This is a genomic window from Rosistilla oblonga (assembly GCF_007751715.1).
GTDB lineage: Bacteria > Planctomycetota > Planctomycetia > Pirellulales > Pirellulaceae > Rosistilla > Rosistilla oblonga.
On record NZ_CP036292.1, the window covers coordinates 2,361,989 to 2,387,173 of the forward strand.

General features: G+C 57.6%; 19 protein-coding genes. 8 read left to right on the plus strand and 11 right to left on the minus strand.

Annotated elements, in window-relative coordinates; genetic code table 11:
* The first annotated feature begins 116 nt into the window (after positions 1-116).
* Positions 117-6,188 (plus strand): ATP-binding protein, encoded by a 6,072-nt coding sequence (locus tag CA51_RS08405; RefSeq protein ID WP_145119572.1) that lies wholly within the window; start codon positions 117-119, stop codon positions 6,186-6,188.
* Between the two features lie 248 nt (positions 6,189-6,436).
* Positions 6,437-6,973, plus strand: coding sequence for a methylated-DNA--[protein]-cysteine S-methyltransferase (locus CA51_RS08410; protein WP_197451688.1), 537 nt, complete (start codon positions 6,437-6,439; stop codon positions 6,971-6,973).
* A 59-nt stretch (positions 6,974-7,032) separates the two neighbouring features.
* Here CA51_RS08410 and CA51_RS08415 read toward each other — a convergent pair whose 3' ends face one another.
* Positions 7,033-7,233, minus strand: a complete 201-nt coding sequence (locus CA51_RS08415) for a hypothetical protein (RefSeq protein ID WP_145119576.1) — start codon at positions 7,231-7,233, stop codon at positions 7,033-7,035.
* A 362-nt stretch (positions 7,234-7,595) separates the two neighbouring features.
* On the opposite strand from CA51_RS08415, the gene CA51_RS08420 reads away from it, so the two are divergent.
* The 3 genes from CA51_RS08420 (at position 7,596) to CA51_RS08430 (ending at position 11,036) form a co-directional block, all read left to right on the plus strand.
* Positions 7,596-7,802, plus strand: coding sequence for a small basic protein (locus CA51_RS08420; RefSeq protein ID WP_145119578.1), 207 nt, complete (start codon positions 7,596-7,598; stop codon positions 7,800-7,802).
* 183 nt (positions 7,803-7,985) lie between these two features.
* Positions 7,986-10,079 carry an excinuclease ABC subunit UvrB gene (gene uvrB / locus CA51_RS08425; protein WP_145119580.1) on the plus strand — a complete coding sequence of 698 codons (2,094 nt, stop codon included), beginning with the start codon at positions 7,986-7,988 and terminating at the stop codon, positions 10,077-10,079.
* A 258-nt stretch (positions 10,080-10,337) separates the two neighbouring features.
* Positions 10,338-11,036: a pirin family protein gene (locus tag CA51_RS08430; protein ID WP_145119582.1), complete on the plus strand. Its 699-nt coding sequence runs from the start codon at positions 10,338-10,340 to the stop codon at positions 11,034-11,036.
* 62 nt (positions 11,037-11,098) lie between these two features.
* Here CA51_RS08430 and CA51_RS08435 read toward each other — a convergent pair whose 3' ends face one another.
* Entirely contained in the window at positions 11,099-11,815 is a 717-nt protein-coding gene (locus tag CA51_RS08435) for a ZIP family metal transporter (protein WP_145119584.1), read from the minus strand.
* Between the two features lie 367 nt (positions 11,816-12,182).
* On the opposite strand from CA51_RS08435, the gene CA51_RS08440 reads away from it, so the two are divergent.
* Positions 12,183-13,097 (plus strand): YihY/virulence factor BrkB family protein, encoded by a 915-nt coding sequence (locus CA51_RS08440; RefSeq protein ID WP_145119586.1) that lies wholly within the window; start codon positions 12,183-12,185, stop codon positions 13,095-13,097.
* 250 nt (positions 13,098-13,347) lie between these two features.
* Here CA51_RS08440 and CA51_RS08445 read toward each other — a convergent pair whose 3' ends face one another.
* A complete protein-coding gene (locus CA51_RS08445) occupies positions 13,348-15,120 on the minus strand; it encodes a 30S ribosomal protein S1 (RefSeq protein ID WP_145119588.1) in 1,773 nt (590 codons plus the stop codon).
* A 292-nt stretch (positions 15,121-15,412) separates the two neighbouring features.
* Between CA51_RS08445 and rpiB the strand changes: the two genes are divergently transcribed.
* Positions 15,413-15,886, plus strand: coding sequence for a ribose 5-phosphate isomerase B (gene rpiB, locus CA51_RS08450; RefSeq protein WP_145119590.1), 474 nt, complete (start codon positions 15,413-15,415; stop codon positions 15,884-15,886).
* Positions 15,887-16,010: 124 nt separating this feature from the next.
* Here the strand turns inward: rpiB and CA51_RS08455 are convergent, their stop codons facing one another.
* The 3 genes from CA51_RS08455 to mqnB all read right to left on the minus strand — a co-directional run bounded on the left by CA51_RS08455 (position 16,011) and on the right by mqnB (position 19,385).
* Positions 16,011-17,672 carry a putative manganese-dependent inorganic diphosphatase gene (locus CA51_RS08455; RefSeq protein ID WP_145119592.1) on the minus strand — a complete coding sequence of 554 codons (1,662 nt, stop codon included), beginning with the start codon at positions 17,670-17,672 and terminating at the stop codon, positions 16,011-16,013.
* 166 nt (positions 17,673-17,838) lie between these two features.
* Entirely contained in the window at positions 17,839-18,675 is an 837-nt protein-coding gene (locus tag CA51_RS08460; protein ID WP_231746071.1) for a menaquinone biosynthesis family protein, read from the minus strand.
* The gene (gene mqnB / locus CA51_RS08465; protein WP_145119596.1) at positions 18,672-19,385 is read right to left on the minus strand and encodes a futalosine hydrolase; all 714 of its coding nucleotides are present in this window, start codon (positions 19,383-19,385) and stop codon (positions 18,672-18,674) included. Before mqnB ends, CA51_RS08460 begins: the two co-directional genes overlap by 4 nt.
* A gap of 293 nt (positions 19,386-19,678) precedes the next feature.
* On the opposite strand from mqnB, the gene CA51_RS08470 reads away from it, so the two are divergent.
* Positions 19,679-20,143: a DUF2203 family protein gene (locus tag CA51_RS08470; RefSeq protein WP_145119598.1), complete on the plus strand. Its 465-nt coding sequence runs from the start codon at positions 19,679-19,681 to the stop codon at positions 20,141-20,143.
* A 291-nt stretch (positions 20,144-20,434) separates the two neighbouring features.
* On the opposite strand, the gene nqrF is transcribed toward CA51_RS08470, so the two are convergent.
* The 5 genes from nqrF to CA51_RS08495 all read right to left on the minus strand — a co-directional run bounded on the left by nqrF (position 20,435) and on the right by CA51_RS08495 (position 25,155).
* Positions 20,435-21,655 (minus strand): NADH:ubiquinone reductase (Na(+)-transporting) subunit F, encoded by a 1,221-nt coding sequence (gene nqrF, locus CA51_RS08475; RefSeq protein WP_145119600.1) that lies wholly within the window; start codon positions 21,653-21,655, stop codon positions 20,435-20,437.
* A gap of 90 nt (positions 21,656-21,745) precedes the next feature.
* A complete protein-coding gene (gene nqrE / locus CA51_RS08480) occupies positions 21,746-22,345 on the minus strand; it encodes an NADH:ubiquinone reductase (Na(+)-transporting) subunit E (protein WP_417730150.1) in 600 nt (199 codons plus the stop codon).
* A gap of 16 nt (positions 22,346-22,361) precedes the next feature.
* The gene (locus CA51_RS08485) at positions 22,362-22,988 is read right to left on the minus strand and encodes an NADH:ubiquinone reductase (Na(+)-transporting) subunit D (protein ID WP_145119604.1); all 627 of its coding nucleotides are present in this window, start codon (positions 22,986-22,988) and stop codon (positions 22,362-22,364) included.
* Positions 22,989-23,792, minus strand: coding sequence for a Na(+)-translocating NADH-quinone reductase subunit C (locus tag CA51_RS08490; protein WP_197451690.1), 804 nt, complete (start codon positions 23,790-23,792; stop codon positions 22,989-22,991).
* Positions 23,793-23,796: 4 nt separating this feature from the next.
* Positions 23,797-25,155: an NADH:ubiquinone reductase (Na(+)-transporting) subunit B gene (locus CA51_RS08495; protein WP_145119608.1), complete on the minus strand. Its 1,359-nt coding sequence runs from the start codon at positions 25,153-25,155 to the stop codon at positions 23,797-23,799.
* Positions 25,156-25,185: the final 30 nt, after the last annotated feature.

Below are 25,185 nucleotides of genomic sequence, written 5' to 3' on the forward strand. Positions count from 1 at the left end.
TGATGGCACCGCCCCTGCCTGACCCAATTTCCATTCACTCACTGACGACTTGCCCTGTCGAAGCAAGGAGCGGCTTCCGTTTCGCATCCGATCTGCAAAGATTCGCGGTCAAGTTCATGACACACCCATCGTTTTCTAACGAAACGCTGACAATTGGCGAAAAGCGGTACCAGATTCTGGACCGGTTGCCAAACAGTCCCGTCGTCTGCGGCTACCGCGGACGCGACCTCCAAACGGACGAGCGTGTCGTATTGCGGGAAGTCCCCAAGCGGTTGTTCCGCGACAGTGGCCTTGCGCGGTTCATGAACGAAGCCCGGCTGACGTCGGGACTTTCTTGCGAGACCTATTCCCACCCGCTGGAATTTGAACTCAGCGACGATCACTTGCGATTGGTCTACGCCGAAGTGCCGGGAACGCCGTTGTCGGCGCGGATTGGGAAAGCCCGCTTTACGCCTCGCGACACGATGCGGATCGCCCGCGATCTACTGGTAGCGCTCGACGGCGTCCACCAAATCGGCTGTATCCAACGCGACCTCCGCCCCTCGAAGATCATAATCCGCCCCGACGGACTGGCGGTCTTGTGCGGTTACCTGCCGCTGAGGTCGCCCGACGGACTCGGTTGCAACGATGCTTTGAGCCGCGAGTATGCGTCGTATATGTCCCCCGAACTCTCGGGAGTCATCGATCACGACGTCGCTGAGGTCTCGGATCTCTATTCGCTCGGGCACGTTTTGAATGCCTGTTTGACAGGCGTTCCCGCGTTTGATGGAGAGGTCAACGAGATCCTTTATCAGCACATGACGTCCGATCCGGCTCCCGAGCGTTTTTCGGTCGAGACGCCTGATCTGGTAATCAAGTTCATCGAAAAACTGATCTGCAAAGAGCCCCGCGACCGCTACCAATCGGCTCGGGCGGCGCTGTTTGATGTCGACAAGATCCTCTCGTTTATCGAAGCCGGAATCGTCGCTCCCAAGTTTGTGATCGGCACCGCCGACCGGCGCACGGTATTGATCGAACCTGCGTTTGTCGGTCGCCAAGAACAGACCAACGAACTCCGCTTGGGAATCGAGGATGCCCACTGCGGTCGCTTCCACAAGATCTTGATGGTTGCCGAATCGGGGATGGGCAAGACCCGGATGTTGAATGAAATCTCAACAGCCGCCGCCCGCAAAGGCTTCCTGATCCTCAACGGAAGATCGACGCAACACACCGGTCAACAACCCAACGCGGCTTGGTTGCAGATGGTCGACCAACTGGCCAAGCTGCTTGTTAACGATGGGATCTTGCGGGCCCAAACCACGCGGCGAATGGAGGACTTTCGCGAGGAGGTGATCACGGCGATGCCGGCGATCGCAAACGTCCTCGGCTGGACCGGAACGCGACTGTCGGGCCCCGAAGAACTTGGACAAGGCCGAATCATCCTGGCGTTTCGAACGCTTTTCGCCAACTTGGGAACCGCCGATCGCTGCGTGATGCTGACTCTGGATGATTGTCAATGGATCGACGATCAATCGATGCGCGTGCTGACCGAGATCAGCGAAGCCAACGCGCAACACCTGTTCCTGCTGGCGGTGATGCGCCCCGAAACAACTGCCTGCGAACAACTGAAACAGGCGCTGCAGGTCTCCCACACGACAACGCTTGGTCCGCTCAGCAATCACGCAGTCAAACAACTTGCCCTGTCGATGGCGGGTCCGTTGCCAAGCGTGGCGATCGAAGTCGTTCAGAAATACGCCGAAGGCAGCCCCTTCATGGCGGCAGCGGTTTTGCGTGGGATGGTGGAATCCAACGTATTAACTGTCGAAAACGAAGCCTGGAAGATCGACCACCACCTGCTATCGAACTTTCAAGCTGCCGACAATTCCAGCGAGATTCTTGTCGACCGCTTGACCCGCTTGCCCGCCAGTTCGCGAAAACTGTTGACCGCCGCAGCGGTGATCGGCCACGATTTCAGTCTCGACGCGGCGGCAAGCCTGGCGGGAATGGAGATGGCCGATGCGCACGGAGCGTTTAAACCGGCGCGTGCCCATCGCTTGGTCTGGAGCCGCCCCAACAGCATGTTTTCGTTTGTCCACGACAAGATTCGCGCTGCGATTTTGAGTGGCATCGGCGACGAGACGAAGCGATCGATGCACGGTCAACTTGGGCGTTATCTGGAGTCGCACTTTCCCGAACAGGTCTTCGATATCGCCTACCACTTCGACGCAGCCGATATGCACGTCGAAGCGCTCTCCTACGCTTTAAGCGCGGCGAAGGTTGCGCTCAAGAGCTTCTCGCTGGCCAGTGCGCAAACTCAGCTTTCGATCGCGGCGCGGGCGCTGCAACACGCCGAGACCAGCACGCGGCATCAAGTCGAATCAATGATGAGCGAAGTCTTGATGCTGCGCGGCCAATACGACCAAACCGAAGAGTGGCTGGAGGCTGCGGAGCGGAGCGCGGTAACCGACAAAGACCGCGCGAAGGTCGCCATGAAGCGAGGCGAATTGCACTTCAAACGCGGCAACAAGGACGTCGCCGTCGAATATTTTGAAGCGTCGCTAAAACAGCTCGGCCAGACCGTCTGCCGCAACAAACTGCAACTCTCCTGGCACATCGGAATCGAACTGATTCGACAGATCCGAAACTCGATGTTCCCTTCGCTGTGCGGGCGACGGCAGGGCGAACCGAGCGAAGCCGAACAGATGGCGTTGAGTCTGTACAGCCAAATCGCCCACGCCTATTGGTACACTCGGGACCAGTACTACACGTTGTGGGCTCATCTGCGTGGCATGAACGCCGCCGAACGTTATCCCGCCAACCAGTATTTGGCGCAAGCCTATTCCGAACACGCCCCGGCGATGTCGCTGATGCGTTGGGAAACGCGTGGCATCCAATATGCCAAGCGTTCGCTGGAGATGCGGAAGACGCTGGACGATCTGTGGGGGCAGGGGCAGACACGCAACTTCTTCAGCATCCTGCTCTATTCGTTCGCGCGATTCGAAGCCTGCATCGAACAAGCCCGCTTGGCCGTCGAGATCCTGGAACGGACCGGCGACTACTGGGAAGTGCATATCGCCCGCTACCAACTGGCCGCATCGTACTACCGAATCGGCAAGTGCGAAGAAGCCGTTCGGCATTCGCAGGTGAACTATCAATCGGCGGTCACCCACGGCGATTACCAAGCGACAGGAAACATCATCGACGTCTGGGCGCGAGCCTCGCTGGGCGAAATTCCGGCGGAGATTCTGCAGACCGAACTGCAGCGCGACGTGATCGATGCGCAGCGTGGATGCCAGGTGCGGTTAGCTTGCGGAGTCTGCGAGTTTTACCAAGGACGTTATGCCGAAGCGGTTGCGATGTTCGAATCCGCGATCGAGATCGCCGAACAGGCAGAGGTTTGCAACACCTATATCAGCCCCTGTTATTCCTGGCTTTGTTCGGGGATGCGGAAACAGTTCGACACACAGCCAGCCAAATCGCTGGCCCAACATAAACGGCGACTGAACAAACTTGTCGCCGCCACGAAAAAGGCGCTCGCCTACGGAAAACGCTTCCCCAACGAACTGCCTCATGCGCTGCGTGAGTGCGCTGCGGCGGCGGCGATGTCGGGCCGCGAGGGCGCGGCGAAAAAGTACTTTCAACGCAGTCTCGATGAAGCGGAGCGGCAATCTGCGAATCTTGAACACGCCGAAACGACGATCCTGTTGGAAGAGTTTGCGTCCGAACTCGGCTGGCCCACCGATTCGTCGGCTTGTGGCCGCGCGATCGCCACGCTTTCCCGCTTTCAGTTCGCCAGCGAATCGGTCGACGACGAGGGTTCGCTGTCGCTGTTCGATCGCTTCGATACGCTGCTCGCCTCGGGACGCAAGATCGCCACCAGCGTCTTGCCGGCGGAGATCTATCACGAGGTTTGTGTCGCGGCCCAGAAGATCCTCCGCGGCGAACAGGCGTTTGTTATCGCCATCTCGCCCGACACCGACGAACTAGTCACCTATCCCGAAGGCCAGGTCTTCGACACCAACCTGCTCGCCGAAGCTCAGCGGAAGATGGTGACTGTCGTCAAGGACGAGGAGAACTGCAACGATCGCGGCATCATCACCAAATGCCATGGATCGTTCCTGTGCAGCCCGATCGAAGTTCAAGGCCAGATGTCGGCGTTCCTGTACATCACCAACAAACGCTTTTCGGACCTCTTCGGTAGCGACGAAATTCGCATCGCCGATTATCTAGTCTCGTTTGCCGGGGCGGGACTCGAACGCGCCGACAGTTTCCAAAAGCTGCAGGATCTGAATCAGAACCTGGAAGAGAAGGTTCAGGACCGGATCCTCGCGGTTGTTGAACGATCCAAAGAACTCGAACTCACCACGCAACAGCTGCATAAAACCAAGGAAAAACTGCAGCGAGCGAAGGAAGCCGCCGAAAACGCCAACTACGCCAAAAGCGAATTCCTGGCGCGGATGAGCCACGAGATCCGCACGCCGATCACCGGCATCTTGGGCTTCTCCGAACTGCTGCTGCGCGGGATCGCTACCAGCGAACACGATCGCACTACGCATCTCGAAACGATCTATTCCAACGGCACCCATCTGCTGCAACTGTTGGACGATATCCTCGATATCTCCAAGATCGAAGCCGACAAGGTCGAGATCGAACGCGTCACGTTTGCCCCAACACAACTGATCAACGAAATCATCCGCTCGCTCCGTTCCAAAGCGATTCAAAAAGATATCGCGTTGAACTTCCAGATCGACAGCCCGATCCCCGAATCGATCGTCAGCGATCCGACACGATTCCGCCAAATCATCACCAACCTCGTCGGCAACGCAGTCAAATTTACCGACACCGGTGGCGTCACTGTGCGGCTGAACTCCCAAGGCGATCCGCAATCGCCGAGCCAGCTGGAGATCTGCGTCGACGACACGGGCGCAGGGATGACTCCCGAACAGATGCAGCGGATTTTCGAACCGTTTGTCCAAGCCGATACGTCGACAACAAGAAAACATGGCGGCACCGGATTGGGGCTGTCGATCGGCAAGCGTTTGGCGGAAGCTCTCGGCGGTTCGCTTAGCATCGCCAGCACGCTCGACGTCGGAACTCAATTTACCTTCACTCTGCCGATCGAGAACCACGCCGATACGCGTATCCTCAGTCCCGAAGAGGCGACTGAGTTTGCCAGTCAAACGCGAACCCAAGAGTTTCACAAAGCCGACGTCTCGGGAGCGCGAGTCCTGGTCGTCGACGATTGCCAGACCAACCGTAAACTGATCACCTACCTGCTGCAGGACGCCGGCAGCGAAGTGATTTCGGCGACCAACGGAAAGGAAGCCTTCGACCTGTTGATCGATCAGAAACTGGCTGTCGATATCGTTCTGATGGATATGCAGATGCCGATCATGGACGGCTATACCGCCGCCCGCGCGCTGCGGAACAGCGGATACGACCGACCGATCGTCGCCCTGACCGCCAACGCAATGGTCGGCGACGAAGCGAAGTGCCGACAAGCCGGCTGCACCCACTACCTCACCAAACCGATCGATCTGGACGCCTTGCTGCAAATCGTGCGAGTTGGAACAGCGCCCTCATCGGATTCGCTAGCTTCTGACGCACTCGCTGCACCGCGGCAATCCGTTGGCGAATCGTCGACACAACAGCTAACGGCACCTGCACAGGATCAGATCCTGTCGCCACCTCAGCAGACACCGACAACGGATCAGCATGAATCGATGGCTGATCAACTGGTGGCGTCGGTTCCCGAGTCAATCGAGTCGGCGACTCCGCCAGCGCCATCACAACCGCCTCGCGACGCCGAACCGCTCCCGAACGACTGGCGAAACGATTTTGCCTGCTTCGTGATCGATCGCGTCTCAAGCCTGCTGCCGCAGATGTTCGACGCTTGCGCCAGCCACAACTACGACGAAATCGTTCGCCAATCGCATTGGATTAAAGACTCCGGCGGAACCGTCGGACTCCGGAAACTCTCTCAACTGGCCGCCGGTTGCGAAACGGCGGTTCGCGACCACGACACGGTTCAGCTGCACGACACGCTGCAGGAAATGAAAAGCTATCTCGACGGCGTCCAACGGCAGCGCGCCGACCAGCCTCTTTCCGCGACCGAAAACGATAAAGCTCCCACTGGTGAGTCCGGCAAGCTACTCCCGTGGGCTCGACTTTCGCGATCCCAATGGTTCGGCCGTCGCCAACCGCGCTAGCTAGCGAACCACATCTGGCGGCTCCACGCGGCACCATTCGCCGACGCCCACCAGTGTTTGGTATCGCTTTGGCAAACAGCGAATCTGCCCTGTCGCGTCAGCAACACGGCGGGCAACCCGCGGGCCGTCGCGGTATACTTCAGAGGACGCTCATCAGTCGTTCGTCGAGACTGAAAAATAAAGCTTGCGATTCCAATAGCCTCCTATTTGTTCCCGAGCCCGCCATCGCCCACTCGCTGAAATCCGAAATGCCTGCGATCCAATGCACAGGTCTTTGTGAAACTCCTTTGGGCTTGCTGGTCCACCGCTGGACAAGTGCCGGTCTGTACCAAGTGGAGCTGTGTGCGGATCCCGCGTCGCCAAAAATCAAAGCCGCTTTGGAGGGTCCCGATTCGGCGGCGACGCCCGAGATCGAAGCCTTCACCAATCGGATCGATCAATATTTTGCGGGACAATTGACGACGTTTGATGAGATCCCGATCGACGAGTCGGATTGGCCGCCGTTTTTTGGTCAGGTCTACCGCGCATGCCGCCAAGTCGAATCGGGGCAGACGATCAGCTACCAAGAATTGGCTCGCCGAGCCGGTCGCCCGGCAGCCGCTCGAGCGGTGGGGCAGGCGATGGCGCGAAACCGAATCCCGATCGTGATTCCCTGCCACCGCATCGTGGGCAGCAGCGGACGGATGACCGGATTTTCAGCCGATGGTGGGATCGAGACCAAGCGTTGGCTGCTGGACCGCGAACGAAGCGATTCGCTGTTCGATATCGACCGAGAAACGATTTGATTATCGATTGAAACGTCGCGGCGGGAAAAGCTTCCGCCGCGGGAGAATGAGCCGGCGGTCTAGATCAAGACGTAGACAGCCAGCACCGAAGTCATCAGCATCGTCACCGCGATCAACCACCAATTACGTGGCTGGGTGAGCCGATGCTCGCTGGCCAGCTGCCGCACCGCCGCTCGAGCGGTTTCGACGTCGGCGCCGGTCTCTTCGCAACATGCAACGACGGCGTCATGCCAATTGCCTTGCTGAAGGAGATGAAGCACAAGATCCTTCTGTGAATCCGTCATAAAATTATCGTGAATCTGTAGTGGGGATACCGATGCTAGGTTCAGCTAACTCGCGGTGGAGTGCCGGTTGGGGCGGTAAGCAGAGCGACACGGAAAGCGTGTCCTCCCTAAACGTCTAGCTCGGGACACAAAACATTTGGGTATTTTAGGAAGGCCAGGGTGCATTCGCTAGGCCCTGCCACAAAATCCGCCAGCAATCGCTCCGTTGAGGTTGTTATTTCCGGGATATCCCCATAGATTATCAACCTACAGCGCTGCGCAACCGCTATGCCGCAACCGCCACAAAACCCGTAAACTATTATTTAACAAGCATTTAAGACGTCGGAGTCCAACCTCCCATGACCATGGATAAAAGCCTGAAAGTTCAGGCCGGAGCTATCAAGAGTCGTAATGTCCTGACCCGTGCCGAGCGAATCTCACGGTTGCAGGAACTCGATAAGTGGACCGAGGATTCGGCAGTCGTTGGCATGGCCAAGGTGCGAGTTCAAAAGGTTTCGCTGAAGAAAAAGAAGAAGGTCAAGAAAGAAGACGACAAGAAGAAGTAATCGCTTCCCCCTTGTCTTGGTCTCTTTTTACATACAAAAAAGCGGCTCGATCCGATCGAGCCGTTTTTTTTCGTGCGCCCGCAGCTGCATTTCTGCCCCCCAGGGGACCGCTGCCCGCTGGGCAAGCCAATCGTTGTGGGTGAGAATTGCAGGATTCGAATTCGACAACGCGCGGAAATTGCCATGAAGCCCGATCCCCTGGCGCCAGCAGACTTCCACCTTGCCAGCCCCTTCCCCCCGGCGGGTGATCAACCGCGGGCGATCCAGTCGCTGGTCGAAGGTCTGCACACGGGCAAGCAACACCAGGTGCTGATGGGTGTGACCGGGTCGGGCAAGACCTACACGATGGCCAACGTGATCCAGCAGATGAAGCGGCCGACGCTGGTGCTCAGCCACAACAAGACGCTCGCCGCCCAACTCTATTCGGAATTCAAAGAGTTTTTCCCCGAGAACGCTGTCCACTATTTCGTCAGCTATTACGACTACTACCAGCCCGAAGCCTACATCCCGCAGCGCGATGTCTACATCGAAAAGGATTCGTCGATCAACGAAGAGATCGATCGGCTGCGACTAGCGTCGACAAGTTCGCTGATCAGCCGCCGCGATGTGATCATCGTCGCGAGCGTTTCGAGTATCTATGGCCTCGGTTCGCCGCGAGACTACAAAGAGATGGTCGTGCCGCTGAAGGTTGGCGAATCGTTCGACCGCGACGCCCTCTTGCTGCGGTTGATCGACATCCAATACAGCCGCAACGACGTGAACTTCGAACGCAGCAAGTTCCGCGTCCGCGGCGACTGTATCGAGCTGTGGCCCAGTTACGAAGAGTTTGCCTTGCGGATCGAGATGTGGGGCGATGAGATCGAACAGATCTCGATGATTCGGCCCGTCTCGGGCGAGATCATCGGCCGCACCGACGAGGTCTACGTCTACCCGGCGAAACACTTTGTGATGCCCGAGGACCGAATTGCCGCAGCGATCGAATCGCTGCAGCAGGAACTCGAGGAGCAACTCGAAAAGATGAAGGGCCAAGGCAAGCTACTGGAGGCACAGCGGCTGTCGGCGAGGACCCGCTTTGACCTCGAAATGATGCAAGAGGTAGGCCATTGCCCGGGGATCGAAAACTACAGCCGCCCGCTGTCGGGCAAGCCGCCGGGGGCCACTCCCGATACGCTGTACGACTATTTCCCCAAGGATTTCCTGGTCTTTGTCGATGAATCGCACGTCACCGTCCCTCAGATCCGAGCGATGTTTGCCGGCGACCAAAGCCGCAAGAACACCTTGGTCGAACACGGATTCCGGCTGCCGAGCGCGCTCGACAATCGGCCGCTGAAATTCGAAGAGTGGGAACAAAAATCGGGGCAGACCGTTTTCGTCTCGGCGACTCCGAGCGATTACGAATTGGAACAAACGCACGGCGAAGTCGTCGAGCAATTGATTCGGCCGACCGGACTGCTGGATCCATTGGTCGAAGTCCTGCCAGCCCACGGACAGGTGAACCATCTAGTTGGCGAGATCCGCAAGCGAGCCGAGAAAGACGAACGCGTGCTGGTCACAGCGCTCACGAAACGGCTGGCCGAAGACCTCTCCAGTTACTTCCAAGAACAAGGGCTCCGCTGCCGCTGGCTGCACAGCGAACTGAACGCCTTCGAACGCGTCGACCTACTGAAGGAACTGCGTGAAGGAAAGTTCGACGTCCTCGTCGGGGTCAACTTGCTCCGCGAAGGCCTCGACCTGCCCGAGGTCTCGCTAGTCGCGATCCTCGATTCCGACAAAGAAGGCTTTTTGCGCAGCGAGACCAGTTTGATCCAAACGATCGGGCGGGCTGCACGTAACGCCAACGCCCAAGTCATCTTGTACGCCGACAAGATCACTCGATCGATGCGGCTAGCGATCGACGAAACCGCTCGTCGGCGCGAGATCCAGCAGGCGTATAACCTGGAACATGGCATCACCCCCAAGACCGTAAAACGCAATATCGGATCGGGCATCGACGCCGCTGCGAAACAGCACCGCGCTACCACCGCGGCGGCTCAAGAGCAGGGGGAAGGCAAATACGTGACGCTGGAATATATCGCCGAACTCGAAGGCGAGATGCTCACGGCGGCGGAAGAACTGGAGTTCGAACGCGCCGCGGCGCTCCGCGATCGGATCGACAGCCTGAAGGGGCAGGTCGGCAAACCGTTGATCGAAACGGCACCGGCGGAAGAAAAGTCGGGGCGAGGTCGCCGCAAAAAGGTCGCCGGTCGCCGAAGTGTCCCGCGCCCCAAAAAAGCCTAACCAGCTGGCACCCCGAACCGGCAAACCGCCCAGCGGACACGCTGTCCAGTCGCACAAAGGCCCCTGGACGGCTGGCCTGTGCTGGAAATCTCCTTGCCCGCGACCAGCCCCAACTCTTCGGATCGCGGATCCGCGCTCGCAAGCTCTCCGCTTCGCTCCTCCCTCAGAACAACCATGTTGCGTTTGACCACCCACTGATTTACATGTAAACTATTTACGTGACGCCTAAATGTTTTAACAAAGCAAAGGAGAATCGCAATGATCAAAGTTCGCAAAGCCGACGACCGCGGGCATGCCGACCACGGCTGGCTCGATGCGCACCACACTTTTTCGTTCGCATCGTATCGAGACGCGACGCAGATGGGTTTTCGCGCCTTGCGGGTGATGAACGAGGACCGCATCGCTGCCGGACAAGGATTCGGGACACACCCGCACCGCGACATGGAGATCGTTACCTATGTCCTGGAGGGAGCATTGGAACATAAGGATTCGCTCGGCAACGGCGAAGTCTTGCGGCCGGGCGAGTTCCAACGAATCACCGCGGGGACAGGAATCACGCACAGTGAATTTAACCCTTCGGCCGACGAACCGACTCATCTTTACCAGATCTGGCTGCACCCGAACCGATCGGGGATCGAGCCGAGCTATGAACAGAAGCGCTTCGACGATGACAAACTTTCCAACGCCCTACGCTTGGTCGCCTCGCCCGACAGTTCAGACGGTTCGCTTTTGATCCATCAGGATGCTCGGATCTACCTGTCGAAGCTGGACGCAAACCACTCCGTTCAGACGCCGCTCGCCGCAGGACGACACGGCTGGTTACAAGTCCTCCGCGGATCGATCACGCTCAACGGCGAAGCCTTAGACACCAGCGACGGCGCGGCGATCAGCGATGAACCGACACTAGAGCTCACCGCCACGACCGACGCCGAAATCATGCTCTTCGATCTCGCCTAAGCGTTCATCGACGGCAGGCCGTCACGGCTGAAGTTCGAACGCGTTCAGCAGCCGCTCCCATTTCAGCCGTCGAGCAAGAACTGCCCGATGACTCCCAACAGGAAACCAAACACCGCCCCGATCGCCGGTGCCCGCTGGCTCTCGCTACGCGACTGCGGCGCCAGATCTTGAAACGTCAGATACAGGATCCCGCTGGCGGCGAAGAGCATGATAAAGCCGACGACGCTGGGGTATTCCGCCAGATGATGGTACCCGATCCAACCGGCCAGCGGCCCCAGCGGAACGCAGGCGGCGAGCATCAAAACCAACTTGCCGCCGCGAACATTGCCGCTCACTCTCAACTCGCGAAATGCATTAAAACCCTCGGGCAGGTTCTGCAACGCGATCAACACCGCCAACAGCGCACCGGTGCTTTCACCATGCGCGAACGCCGCTCCCAACGCGATCGCTTCGGGAATAAAGTCGGACAGCATCGCCACCAATTGAGCGATCGAACTCTGCGACCGAGCCAGCAAGGTCTCCAGCCCCCAAAACGCGATCGCCCCGGCAACAAACGCCGCCACGATCCATCCCAACGACAACGCCTTCACGCCATCGGGGACCAGCACCAACGCCACCGCAGAGATCAATACGCCGCCGCCAAACGCGATCACGCTGTGCCGCAACTCCTCCTCGAGCCACTGAGGCGATATCCGCTCGACCATCGCGATCGCGCCGCCGATCGGAATCGCCGCTCCCGCCATCGTCGTCAACAACAACACCTGCACTAGCTCGCTCACGCCAACTCCTTTATTTGCTGACGGTCCATCTCGTCGACCACGCCAACGTAACAACAAATCTCCCGCTCGCGACACATGTTTCGCATCGCCAAACAAGCAAACGAAAAACCGTTCACCGGGACCAGCAAATGGTAACAGAGCGAACCAAAGAGAGCGACTAAAGAGCGATTACCACCGGACTACTGTTCGCTCTTCGACCGACCTGTTGGATGATTGGACAGCGCGAGCGCCGGCTTCCTGGCGACGCTGACTGCAGGCGAGGGCGGCATGCGATTTGCGGGCGATCCCTTCCTCGCCCCGACGGCTGCAACGTCGGCCGCGGGCCAAACCGCTGACGCACGCACCGCACTCCAACCTTGGCAATCGGATGGATTTTCTAAAACAGACCTTTTCGGAGTTCTCCAAAGACCGCTGCACCACCTTGGCTGCGGCACTTGCCTACTACACCACTTTTGCGCTGCCGCCGCTGCTGTATCTTCTACTGACCGTGCTGACCTACGGGTTGTCAGTCGCCTACGAGAGCGACAGGGCACACGACAAAGCGGAAGCGGTACTGGAAGACCAGGCGGCGGACATGCTGGGGAATCCAGCGGCCGCCGAGGGGATCACCACGATCCTGCAGCAGAACCGCGAATCGAGCGGCACGTGGTGGAAGACGGCGATCAGTTTTGTGGGAATCATCGTCGGAGCGACCGGCGTAGTCGGCGCGCTGCAAGACGCGTTGAACCGCGTCTGGGAAGTCAAACCCAATCCGAATGCCTCCACATTGTGGACGATCATCAGCAAACGATTGCTCTCCTTTGCGATGATCCTAGGACTGGGATTCCTGCTGCTCGTCTCCCTCGTTGTCTCATCGGTTCTTTCCACCGCAGGCCAACAACTGGGAGAGCTGATCGGGATCAGCGGCATCGTGGCTCGCACGATCAACTACAGCGTTCAAGCTGCCGTGGTCTTTACCATCTTCGCGGCAATCTTCCGATTCATGCCCGACGCCGACGTCCGCTGGCGCGACGTAATGGTGGGCGCCGCGATAACGACGGCTCTATTTTTAGTCGGCCGGTGGGGCATGCAGATCTATTTCGGATTCAGCGAACCGGGGGCACAGCTAGGATCCGCGGCGGCTTCGCTGGCGGTGATCCTCGTCTGGGTCTACTACAGCGCGATGATCGTACTGCTGGGCGCCGAGGCGACTCAGGTCTACGCGGCGCGATTCGGCCACGGAATCCAACCCGAGAAACACGCCGTCCAAGTGGTCGAGCAGGTCCGCCACTCTCGATCGTAGCCACGCCCGGCCAACGCATATCGCGACGTCGCGACAACAACAAGAAAACCTGCCGTCACCCCGAAACCGCGTCCCCAAAAACAGAACCCCGATTAAACATCGACGTGCAGGCACGATCAGCTGACGCGATGCAACGGACACTTCCGCAACGCAACTACAAAAAAACACCCAGCCGATTTGGCTGGGTGTTTCGATTGAACGTTTTCTATTGTCGCGATGGTCGGCTCAGCCGCACCGCTTACAACGGAACCTATTCGGTTGGGATCAAAGGACCGCCGTCGCCGAGGCCACCCTTGAGCTCTTGATGCTCGGAGACCTTTTGGCGTTCTTCTTCAGCGGCTGCTTCCTCTTGGTCTTCTGCCCATTCGACGCGTTTGCGGCTCAAGCCGATCTTGCGTTCCTCGGTGTCGACACGCAGGATCTTGACCTCGATCTCATCGCCAACCTTGACGACTTCTTCGGGATCTTCGACCTTGTGGTCAGCCAATTCGGAGATGTGCAGCAAACCTTCCAGGCCATCTTCAAGTCCCACAAAGACACCAAAGTTGGTGATCTTGGTGACCTTGCCGTTGATGACTTGGCCGGGTTGGTAGCGATCTGGAATGTCGTTGTCCCAAGGATCGCCTTCCATCTGCTTCAGACCCAACGCGATCCGGCGGCGACTTTGATCGACGCTCAACACCTTGCAGTTGATCTCTTGTCCCTTCTCCAAGACTTCGCTCGGGTGGCTGATCTTGCGAGTCCAGGACATGTCCGAAACGTGCAGCAAGCCGTCGATGCCTTCTTCCAGCTCGACAAACGCACCGTAGTTGGTGAGGTTGCGGATCTTGCCGGTGACGTCGGCACCCTCGGGGTACTTGTCCATGACAATGTCCCAAGGATTGTCTTGAGTCTGCTTCATGCCCAGGCTCAATTGTTGGCCTTCGACATCGACACCCAAGATCTTGACTTCCACCTGGTCGCCGATCGAAACCAATTCCGATGGATGGTTGACACGCTTGGTCCAGCTCATTTCGCTGATGTGAACCAGGCCTTCGATACCAGCTTCCAGTTTGACGAACGCACCGTAGCTCATCACGTTGACGACTTCGCCAGTGTGCGTCGAACCGACTTCGTAACGCTCGCCGATGCTTTCCCACGGGTTGCGTTCTTTTTGCTTCAGACCCAAAGCGATCTTTTGCTTTTCGCGGTCGATGTGCAACACCTTGACGTCGATCTCTTGATCGATGGCGACCATTTCGCTTGGGTGTTGGATACGTTCCCAGCTCATGTCGGTGATGTGCAACAGACCATCGATTCCGCCCAGGTCGACGAACGCACCGAAGTCGGCGATGTTCTTGACGATACCCTTGCGGATCTGGCCAACTTCCAGTTCTTGCATCAAGTAAGCGCGATCTTCTTCACGCTGCTTCTCGATCAACGAACGGCGGCTGATCACGATATTGCGGCGAGTGTCGTCGATCTTCAAGACTTCGGCTTGGATCACGCGACCGATGAAATCTCCGATATCGCCAGGGCGACGGATATCGACTTGGCTTCCTGGCAGGAAGACGTTGACGCCGATGTCGACCAACAGGCCGCCCTTGATCTTGCGAATCACGGTACCGGTGACCACTTGGTCCTCGGCAACCGATTCCATCATCTTTTCCCACTGGACGATCTTCTCGGCCTTTCGCTTGCTCAGCGAAATCATGCCGTAAGGGTCGTCCGCGCCACCCAGCTCGTCCTCCATCTCTTCGATCAGGACTTGGACGCTGCCGCCAACCACGGGCGGATCTTCGTCGGGGCCCCATTCGTTTAACGGGACCGTTCCTTCGCTCTTGAAGCCGACATCGACCAGGGCCCATTCGTCGTTCAGTTCGACGATACGGCCGATTACAATTTTGTTGACATCGAAGTCTTGCTGCTCGACCTCAAAGGCCTCCAACAACATATCTTCTAGTTCTTCGTCGGGGGCCAGTCCCAACAGTTCATTGGCCAGAGTGTCATCTTCGAGGGAACGGATCAGATTTCGATTAACCATGAAAGACTCAGTTGCTGAGGATCGGATTCGCGTGGCTGCTTGTCGTAAACGGCTTTTGATTAGACGCCATGTTTACGAAGCTTCGATGAGAAGCTAAAACGCGATCCCAGCGGGGTTAGAGTATTGCCGAGCTGCTCTCAATCGACCCTTGCGATTGACAATAAAAAACAGCGATAGCAACACGAAAGGCTATCAGAATCGCCTAGTCGCCACAACGGACGTCGTCGTTTCCCCCGGCAATATTCCAATCAAATTCAAACAAAACCGGAACCAGGATCGTTTAACACAGCCCATGAGCAACGCATCTTCTCTGATTTACGCCATCGGCGGCGATCACGCCGGATTCCCGCTGAAATCGGTGGTCACTCAAACCCTCACCGATCAGCATCTGCAGATCATCGATTGCGGCGCTCACGATGAAACCAGCAGCGATTTCCCCGACTTCGCCCTTGCCGTTGGCGAAGCGATCCGATCGGGAAAAGCCGACCGTGGGATCCTGGTCTGCGGCAGTGGCGTCGGCGTCAGCGTGGCAGCTAACAAAATCCCCGGCATCCGCGCCGCGCTGTGCCACGATAGCTATTCCGCCCGCCAAGGGGTCGAACACGACGACATGAACGTGTTGTGCATCGGAGCCCGGATCATCGGCCCCGAGCTAGCAATGGAATGCATCCGCGCATTCATGAACGCTCGCTACACCCCTTCGGAACGCCACGCGCGACGCTTGGCCAAGCTGCTGGAAATCGAAAAGCGATTCATGAAGGCGTAAACGCCATCGCAGCCACGGCCGTTTCGCAGCGGCCTCTGCTAGCATCTGGAACCGGGCTGACTTTGATGTCAGCCGATCCGCCCAGGAGCCGGCCCTGCCGACTCCTGAAACCTTCCCACCGCTGCTATTCCATCGGTTCGGGCTGCGAATCCAACAGGCTGCAGATCAGCGGCAACAATTGCTTCTTGCGGCTGACCACGTTTTCCAGCTTGTAGAGATTGCGGCCGACGCGTGGGTAATTGATCTCTTCCCAACAGGCCGGTTCGCTCGACATCATCAACAGGCTGCCCGACGAACTGATGTCGGTGACCAGCAGAGCGGCAAAGTCGAGCCCCTTCTCCTTGGCATGCCCCTCGAGCGCTTTGCGGATCTCTTGCTGCCGATCCCAGAACAGGCCAAATCCGAGCTCTTCGATCTGCGAGATCGAGAACCGATGCCCCGCTTCGCTGAACTCCTTGCAGTCCTCGGCGACAACTTCTTCGGGACTGCAGGTCTGCAGCGCCGATCCGATCTCGAAGAAATCGTGAGCGAATTCGTCCAGGTCACAAGTACATAGACTGGCCAACCAGCCATAGATCTCGCGATCGATGTCGGTTGTCGTCGGCGACCGCAGCTTGATCGTGTCGGAGATGATCCCCGAGGCCATGCAGAGCGCATAAGCGGGGGCCGGTTCGATCCCCGCGGCGCGATATCGCATCGCCACCAACGTGCACGTCGAACCAACCGGTTCGTTGATGAACCGGATCGGCTGGCTCGAACGCAGCCCGCCGCCCAAACGATGGTGATCCAAGACTTCGATAATTTCCGCCTCGGCAGCTCCGTCGACCGCCTGCCCTAATTCGTTGTGATCGACAAGCACCAACTGAGGTTTGGGAGGATCGATCAGATCCGATTTCGACAACACGCCGCACAGTCGCTGCGAATCATCGACGACAGGAAAGATCGACTGCCGCGAACGCTCGACGCTCGACCGCGCGTAAGCGATCGTGTCCTTGTTCGACAGCGAGAGGAATCGATCGGTGATCGCCGGTCCGATCGCACGAGCGCTTTTGATTCGGACCGTTGTCGTCGCGGTGTCGAATGGGCTGACCAGCACCGACACGTCTTTGGCTTTGGCCAGTTCCAGTAGGCCGGGCGAAAGGGTGTATCCGCCGGTGACAACTAAACACCGAACGCCACGCTCCAACGCCGGCAACTGGATCGTCGGGCGATCGCCGCTGACGACCAACAACTTTTCGGGCGGGTAGTCTTTGATGTGTTCGACGAAACCGTGAGCACTCATCGCCCCCACGCTGACGATAAAGTCATCGCGTTGGTCGGCGTTGCTGACATGTTGGAAGTGCCCCTTCAGACATTCGCAGATCTTGGCCAGGCTGGAGTTGACGGTCCGCGACTTGGTCGGATCGCCGTCGCCGTGGAAGACCAGTTCCAACAGATCCAACAAGTTGAGAATCCCGACCAATTCGCCTTCGCTGGAAAGAACCGGGATCGCTCGCAAGGAATGTTGCTTCAGTCGTTCGTAGACCTCCGAAAAGATGTCGGTATCACAAGCGGTGACGACATCGGTGCGGCAAACGTCTTCGACTTCCGGGCGGACATCCATCACGATTCGCGGCGTATCGAGCCCCGCCCTTCGCAAGACAAACTCAGTCCGCTTGTTGGGCGGGCCGCAGCAGCACGCAATCGCATCGGGCCGCGAGGTCTTCTTTAATAAGTTCGCATAGGCCAGCGCCGAACAAATCGCATCGGTATCGGGATTCTTGTGACCAAAGACAAATAGACTCATTGAAGGCCGCTGAGGGGTCGCTTGGAGGGAGGGCGTGAGACGATGTGCAACACTTCCTGATCGTCCTCGATTCACCGCAGTGAAACAAGGTGCAGGCCGAAGTTTTGGCCTGGAATGCACCGCGCCATTGAAACGCCGATGAATGGATCAACTAACCCCATCGACACTAGCTACCCCAAACCTGTAACGGTTCCAAGCCACTCGGCAAGATTCCGCTGGCCGCCGCACGCCGGGAAAGCTGGCTGAGCGCGTTCGCACCGACCGGTCCCAAATCGACAGTCCAATCGTTGACGTACAGGTCGACGTGCTGCATCAGCACCTCGTCGTTGAACTCCTGGGCATATCGTCGCATCGTCGGAATTGCCGCATTGCGATCGGCCATCGCGAAGCACAGCGAATCGTGAATCACGGCCTGCACGCGCGCCAGCGTCTCGTCGGGCAAGCTTCGCCGCGCGACCAAACCGCCCAGCGGCAAAGGGCACCCGGTTTCGGATTCCCATCGCGTGCCGAGATCCTCTACCAGACCAAGCCCTTCGGACTGCCAAGTGAATCGGCCCTCGTGGATGCAGACTCCAAAGTCGGCTTCGCCGCGTCGCAGCATCGGCATGATCTGCGAAAAGACGACCTGCTGCAGCCCCGTCTTTTGGGGATAGAACAACTGAAACAGTAACGTTGCCGTGGTGTGTCGTCCGGGACAGAGTGTCGTCTGTGAAAGCGAATCCGGAACCTGCCCCCCGCGAGCCGAAAGCAGCAACGGGCCGACGCCAAACCCAAGCGCCGATCCGCTTGGCAGAACCACCGTCTGATCGGCCAACAGTAGTGCGGCGTGGAAGCTGGTTTTGGCGACGTCAAAATCGCCAGCGAACAAGCGGTCGTTCAGCTGTTGAATGTCGAGCAGTTCGATTTCGAAATCGAGCCCTCGCCAATCGACCAACCGCTCCATCAAGGCGTGAAATGTGAAAGTGTCGTTTGGGCAGGTTGATATTCCGAGTCGAATTTTCATTCGCAATTTGCTCCGTTGGCCGGACGATCTAAAACGTGTTGCAACAATTCGCTGGCGGCATCCAACGCCGCTGCGATTCGCCATCGCGACTTGTCCCGATCCCCGGCGATGTTTGAAATTCCACGGACGATCGTCAGCGGAACGCCGTGCATCCGGCAGGCCATCGCCACGGCAAAACCTTCCATATCCTCGGCAACCGCTGCGGGGAAACGCTGCAGATAGCCTTGCACGTCGGCCTCGCTTGCCGATGCCGAACAGACGGTGACCAAATCCCGAGCAGCCTCCGCGGCGGCGGCGGGAGCCAACGTGAGACGGTCCCCAATGGCGTCCCCCGTCTCCGGCGACCACTGATTCCAGCCCAATTCGCTGGCACTTTGAAAGTCGGCTCCGCCTCCAGCGCCGATCCCGTGGCAGCTGACCGAATCGAATTCGCTAGCTTGGCCAACCGCCAACCGATCTCCGACCGCGCCGGCGATTCCGACTAAAAAAACTCGAGCCGGTCGATGCAGTGCAATCAGGCTGGCAGTTCGCGCTGCCGCGGCGATCGGTCCAAAACCGCAAAGCTCTAACCTGACAGAGGTTGCGGCAACTAGCGAACCGCGAACCCGGGCCAATTCCCCAGGGGTTGGAACCAGCACCAAACGCTCCCGCGACGGGCTAAAGTTCGCCGTGTGGTCGCCCTCGGATGTGTCAGGGACTGGATCGATCATTACAATGGACGGTAGCAGGGGATTGGTTGACCGCAGGTTCCAAGAGACGAACAATTCCCTGGTACCACCGCGATATCGACGGACCGTTCCGGCCGGCATCACTTGCCGAACCAAACGAACATCCGTAACTTTTCATATTGTTTCTGACCGGCTAATCGGAAAACTCTTTGATTCCTTGGGAACCAATGGGGCTTGCGAATTAGTCTTACATAATAGGTAATGGAGTCGTTGGGAAACCACAGGGCTCTCCACGATTTTTACGTTCGGCCCCCCTCCAAGAAATCGTAACTGCCATGACCACCACCGCTGCTGCAACTCGCTGGTTTACGCCCGCCAAGGCCGACAAGACCCTGCCGCTGGTCAGTGCGATCGTGTCGGACATCAAAGAACTGCGCGAAGCTGTCAAATTGCGGCAGTCGCGAGTCGATGAAGTCCTGATGTCGCGTCCCGACGCCTCTTCGGGGCCTTACCACGAAGAGCTCGAAGCGATGCGGCGATCGCTCGACGAAGATCGTCGCCAGATTCGCGCGTTCATCAGCGAACTGACAGCGATCGGTGCGGAGATCGTCGAAGGCGACGATTCGGCTGTCGAGTTTCCCGCCTGGGTCGAAGACCGCGCGGTGCGACTGCGATGGTCGCTCAACGATCCGGGAGTCAGCTCCTGGCGTGAACTTGCCGATCCGATCACAACCGACCGCGACATCGATAGCGTTCTGTTCGGCGAAGGTCCCGACATCGCCAGCTACAGCGGCCGCTAAGCCGCTGACGCAGCTTCATGCTTGCGACTCGCCGAGTCGCCTCTACGCTCTCGCTGCCCGAGCCCGCTGCACGCGAATTGCATTCGCACGACGGAATCGCCGAACCGGTAAAAGCGTTCGCACGTGCCGCTGCCCAACCTCTCGCGACTCGTCACCCGCGACAATTCCCGCTCGGTCAATCGATAAAAAAACAGGACCTCGAATTCGATTCGAGGTCCTGTCATAAAGCTTTGATTGCGACCGGCGTCGCCCGCGGGCAAACCGATCTGCTGATCTGCCGTTCGCTGGCCCTTAGCCGCCGAAGTCGTCGTATGCGACGTTTTCTTTTTCGACGCCCAGGTCATCCAACAGATTGAAGACAGCTGCGTTCATCATGGGCGGACCACAGATGTAGTACTCGATGTCTTCGGGAGCCGGATGATCCTTCAAGTATTCGTTGTAGAGCACTTGGTGGATGAAGCCGCGGTATCCGGTCCAGTTGTCTTCGGGCAACGGTTCGCTAAGCGCGATGTTGAACTTGAAGTTCGGGAACTCTTCTTCGATCTTGCGGAAGTGATCGACGTAGAACAATTCGCGATGGCTTCGTCCACCGTACCAGTAGCTGACTTTTCGACCGGTCTTCAAGTTGCGGAACAACTCGAACAAGTGACTACGCAGCGGAGCCATACCAGCACCACCACCGATGTAGACCATTTCCGAATCGGTATCCTTGATGAAGAACTCACCATAAGGACCGCTGATCGTCACCTTATCGCCGGGCTTGAGACCGAAGATATAGCTGGACATCTTGCCCGGAGGGGTGTCTTCAGGAGCACGTGGCGGCGGCGATGCGACCCGCACGTTCAACATGATGATCCCTTTTTCGCCGGGATAGTTCGCCATCGAATAAGCGCGAACGACTTCTTCGTCGACAACCGATGTGTAACGCCAAATGTTGAACTTGTCCCAGTCCTCGTGGAACTTCGATTCGATATCGAAGTCTTTGTAGTGGACCGTGTGCGGTGGACATTCGATCTGGATGTAACCGCCCGCCTTAAACGCAACGTCTTCCCCTTCGGGCAATTCCAACACCAATTCTTTGATGAAGGTCGCGACGTTGTTGTTGCTGCGAACGGTGCACTCCCACTTCTTAGTCTCGAAGGCTTCATGTGGCACTTCGACTTTCATGTCTTGCTTCACAGCAACTTGACACGACAGTCGCTCGCCACAGGCAGCTTCCTTCTTGGAGATATGGTTGCGTTCGGTGTCGAGGATCTCTCCACCGCCGTCCAGGACCTTCACCTTGCACTGTGCACAAGTACCACCGCCACCACAGGCGCTGGAAACGAAGATGCCCGCGTCGGCCAACGCGCCCAGAAGTTTGCCCCCGGCGGGGACGCTAATGTCTTTTTGATCGTTGATGTTGATCTTGACGTCACCCGAGGGGACCAAGATCTTTTTTGCACCCAGAATCACGCCAACCAGCAGGAAGATGACCCCGGTGAACATCAATACGCCGAAGAAAATGGTCATAGGGAAATTACTCGTTACCAGTGTTTCCAGAATGCATAAATTTGAAAAAGTTAAACGCTACCGCGACGACTCATGCGTCGCAGCAGTTGTTTAGATGCCGCCGAAGGCCATGAAAGCCATCGCCATCAAACCGACGGTGATAAAAGTGATTCCCAAGCCACGAAGTCCCGGTGGGACATCCGAATACTTCATCTTCTCACGAATTCCCGCAAGCGCGGCAATCGCCAACGCCCATCCAACGCCCGAGCCCAAACCGTAGGTAACGCTCTGTGCGAAATCGTATTCGCGTTGGACCATGAACAAACTACCACCCAAGATGGCGCAGTTCACAGTGATCAGCGGCAGGAAGATTCCCAACGCGTTGTACAGCGGTGGAAAGAAGCGATCCAACACCATCTCGAGAATCTGGACCATCGCGGCGATCACGCCGATGTAGCTGATAAAGCCCAGGAATTCCAAGTTCAGCGTCGCATATTCGCTACCCAGAAAGCGTGCCAACGCACCCTCTTTCAACAGGTAGGTGTAGATCAAATTGTTAGCGGGAACCGTGATCGATTGGATCACGATCACAGCCAGGCCAAGGCCGACGGCGGTCTTCACATTTTTGGAGATCGCCAAGAAGGTGCACATTCCCAAGAAAAAGGCTAACGCCAAGTTCTCGATGAAGACAGCCTTCATAAAGATAGTCATCAATGATTCGTTCACGTTAAGCCTCCTCGACTTGTTCGGGCCGTGCGACTCGAATCGCCCAGATCAGGAAACCGATCAGGAAAAACGCACTCGGTGGCAACAACATCAAGTTGTTGGGGTTGTACCAACCACCGTTGCGAGTCAATTCCATCACCTGGTATCCGAACAGCGATCCGTTGCCCAGTAGTTCTCGGAAAAACGCAACGACCATCAGCACCATGCTGTAACCGAGACCGTTGCCGATGCCGTCAAGGAAGCTCATCCCGACGCTATTTTTCATTGCAAAGCCTTCGGCGCGTCCCATCACGATACAGTTCGTGATGATTAGACCGACGAAGACCGACAATTGTTTACTGATGTCGTACAGGTAAGCCTTCAACAATTGATCGACCAGAATCACCAGCGACGCGATCACTGTCATCTGTACGATGATCCGGATGTTGCTGGGGATGTAGGTTCGGATCGAGCTGACCGCGGCGTTACTGGCCGCCACCACGCAGGTTACCGCCAAGCACATCACAAACGCTGTGCTCATCTTGTTGGTAACCGCCAAGGCGGAACAGATCCCGAGGATTTGCAGGGCGATTGGGTTGTTGTGGAAGATCGGTCCCAGCAAAACGTCTTTTGATTTTATAGCAGCCATCTATGACTTCCCTCCCGATTTTGGAAGTTCCGTTTTGAGTTTCGCGAGATACGGTTTGAAACCGTCTTCACTGACCCAGTAACGAACCAGATTCGTGACACCACGACAGGTGATCGTCGCCCCACTGAGGCCGTCGACCAGGTAGTTGTCATCCAACGGCGCGGGGCCCTTGCTGACACCCAACTCCGGCTGACCTTCATCGTTGTAAATTGTCAAACCTTCCCATTCGGCCTTCCAAGCGGGATTGTCGACTTCACCACCCAAGCCCGGCGTTTCACCATGTTCGTAGAACGTGATGCCTTTGACGGTCTCTAGGTTCTTATCCAAGGCGAGGAAACCGTACAGCGTCGACCAGAGTCCGTTGCCGTAAACCGGCAACACAACTTGCGACAACTGTCCATCAGCCGTTTTCACCAGGTAGACCTTGGAGACAGTTTCCCGTCGTCCGAGCCCGATTGGATAAGCGGTATCGCCGATGGCGGTGCTTTCATCTTTATCGCGAGCCGCTTTGCGAGGATCAAACGACTTGACCTCCTCGGGGCTTGCTTCGACATAGTCGCCCGTTTCGAGATCGACCAACTTGGTCTCGATCTGTTCGAACAACGTTTCAACTTGAGTCTTGGTCAATTGGTTCGCTGGAATCCCCAACTGCTCCATCGCCATCCCGGTCGCGTCGAGAATGTTCTTCTGGACGTCGAGCGCTTTGTTGATCTCTTGCAGCGGTTTCAGCTTGACGGCGGCGACGCTGACCAAGCTGGAGCAAACCAGACACAGGACCAGAGCGACCAAAACCGTATTGGTCATTGAATCACGAGGTGGCATAACGAGCGACCCTCCGTTTGATGTTGGCTTGAGCAACGTAATAATCGATCAGTGGAGCGAACACGTTGGCGAACAGGATCGCCAGCATGATGCCTTCTGGATAAGCGGGGTTCACAACACGAACCAGGATCGTCATGAATCCGATCAGCACGCCGTAGATCCAGCGTCCGGTGTTGGTCATCGCTGCGGAGACCGGGTCGGTCGCCATGAAGACCGCACCGAATGCGAATCCGCCGACAACCAAGTGCCACATCGGCGGCATCTCGAACATCGCGTACTTGTCGCTGCCGATCGCGTTCATCAACGCTGCGGTTGCAACCGCACCGACCACGGTACCAGCCATGATCCGCCACGATCCGATGCCCGCGGCGATCAGAATCGCTGCTCCGATCAAGCACGCCAAAGCGCTTGTCTCGCCCATCGAACCTTGGATCGTTCCCAGGAAACAGTCCCACCAGGTGAGCGTTTGCGTTCCCCATGAGGTCGCGATTCCGCCGGCAACCAAGTCACCCGCTGCGTCGAATTCGCCAGTCACAGGAGCCATGCCAGCTCCGGGAACCGCCGATGCCATCGCACCCAGGCTGGTTGCACCGCTGAAGCCGTCGACCGCGGTCCAAACCTTGTCGCCGCTGATCTCACCAGCGTAAGCAAAGTACAGAAACGCACGGGCGGTCAACGCGGGGTTAAGGAAGTTGCGGCCGGTGCCGCCGAAGACCTCTTTACCAACGATCACGCCAAACGCAATTCCGATGGCGACCTGCCACAGCGGAATCGTGGGCGGTAGCGTCAGCGGAAACAGCAAGCCGGTAACCAGGAAGCCCTCGTTGATTTCATGGCCGCGAACGACACAGAACAGAGCTTCGATGTGACCACCGACAAACATGCAGACGATGTAGATGGGCAGGAAGTGCAACGCGCCGAAGACAAAGTTGTCGACAAAGCTGCCCGGATCGCGCCCCAAACCAATCGCCGTTTGGATCGTGTAGTGCCAATCGGTCTTGGCCAGCTTGCGGAGCGGAATCTCGGTCTTGGGGACCAGTTCGTATTCCGCGGGGGTCAGGATTTCGTAGCCCGCCGATTCCATCTTGGCCATCGCCAAATTGGCTTGGTAGCCGGTGTTCCACATCGCAAACAGCGTGCAGGGAATCAAAGCGACCACGACCATGATCATCATCCGTTTCAGGTCGATGTTGTCGCGGACGTGGGTGGAACCTTTGGCAACGTGTCCCGGAGTGTACAGAAACGTATCGGGCGCTTCGTACATCGGATGGAGCATTGCCAGCGGTGAGCCTTTTTTGAACCAAGGCTCGACCTTCTGGTCGAGAAATTCTCGCAGCGCTTTCATGATATAAGGGGCTACGTTAGTGGTGAGTGA

What these genes read in the sequence shown, in the direction of transcription:
- CA51_RS08405 (WP_145119572.1), top strand. Translation starts at nt 117, where the DNA reads ATGACACACCCATCGTTTTCTAACGAAACGCTGACAATTGGCGAAAAG.
- CA51_RS08410 (WP_197451688.1), top strand. Translation starts at nt 6,437, where the DNA reads ATGCCTGCGATCCAATGCACAGGTCTTTGTGAAACTCCTTTGGGCTTG.
- CA51_RS08420 (WP_145119578.1), top strand. Translation starts at nt 7,596, where the DNA reads ATGACCATGGATAAAAGCCTGAAAGTTCAGGCCGGAGCTATCAAGAGT.
- uvrB (WP_145119580.1), top strand. Translation starts at nt 7,986, where the DNA reads ATGAAGCCCGATCCCCTGGCGCCAGCAGACTTCCACCTTGCCAGCCCC.
- CA51_RS08430 (WP_145119582.1), top strand. Translation starts at nt 10,338, where the DNA reads ATGATCAAAGTTCGCAAAGCCGACGACCGCGGGCATGCCGACCACGGC.
- CA51_RS08440 (WP_145119586.1), top strand. Translation starts at nt 12,183, where the DNA reads ATGGATTTTCTAAAACAGACCTTTTCGGAGTTCTCCAAAGACCGCTGC.
- CA51_RS08445 (WP_145119588.1), bottom strand. Translation starts at nt 15,120, where the DNA reads ATGGTTAATCGAAATCTGATCCGTTCCCTCGAAGATGACACTCTGGCC.
- rpiB (WP_145119590.1), top strand. Translation starts at nt 15,413, where the DNA reads ATGAGCAACGCATCTTCTCTGATTTACGCCATCGGCGGCGATCACGCC.
- CA51_RS08455 (WP_145119592.1), bottom strand. Translation starts at nt 17,672, where the DNA reads ATGAGTCTATTTGTCTTTGGTCACAAGAATCCCGATACCGATGCGATT.
- CA51_RS08460 (WP_231746071.1), bottom strand. Translation starts at nt 18,675, where the DNA reads ATGAAAATTCGACTCGGAATATCAACCTGCCCAAACGACACTTTCACA.
- mqnB (WP_145119596.1), bottom strand. Translation starts at nt 19,385, where the DNA reads ATGATCGATCCAGTCCCTGACACATCCGAGGGCGACCACACGGCGAAC.
- CA51_RS08470 (WP_145119598.1), top strand. Translation starts at nt 19,679, where the DNA reads ATGACCACCACCGCTGCTGCAACTCGCTGGTTTACGCCCGCCAAGGCC.
- nqrF (WP_145119600.1), bottom strand. Translation starts at nt 21,655, where the DNA reads ATGACCATTTTCTTCGGCGTATTGATGTTCACCGGGGTCATCTTCCTG.
- nqrE (WP_417730150.1), bottom strand. Translation starts at nt 22,345, where the DNA reads ATGACTATCTTTATGAAGGCTGTCTTCATCGAGAACTTGGCGTTAGCC.
- CA51_RS08485 (WP_145119604.1), bottom strand. Translation starts at nt 22,988, where the DNA reads ATGGCTGCTATAAAATCAAAAGACGTTTTGCTGGGACCGATCTTCCAC.
- CA51_RS08490 (WP_197451690.1), bottom strand. Translation starts at nt 23,792, where the DNA reads ATGACCAATACGGTTTTGGTCGCTCTGGTCCTGTGTCTGGTTTGCTCC.
- CA51_RS08495 (WP_145119608.1), bottom strand. Translation starts at nt 25,155, where the DNA reads ATGAAAGCGCTGCGAGAATTTCTCGACCAGAAGGTCGAGCCTTGGTTC.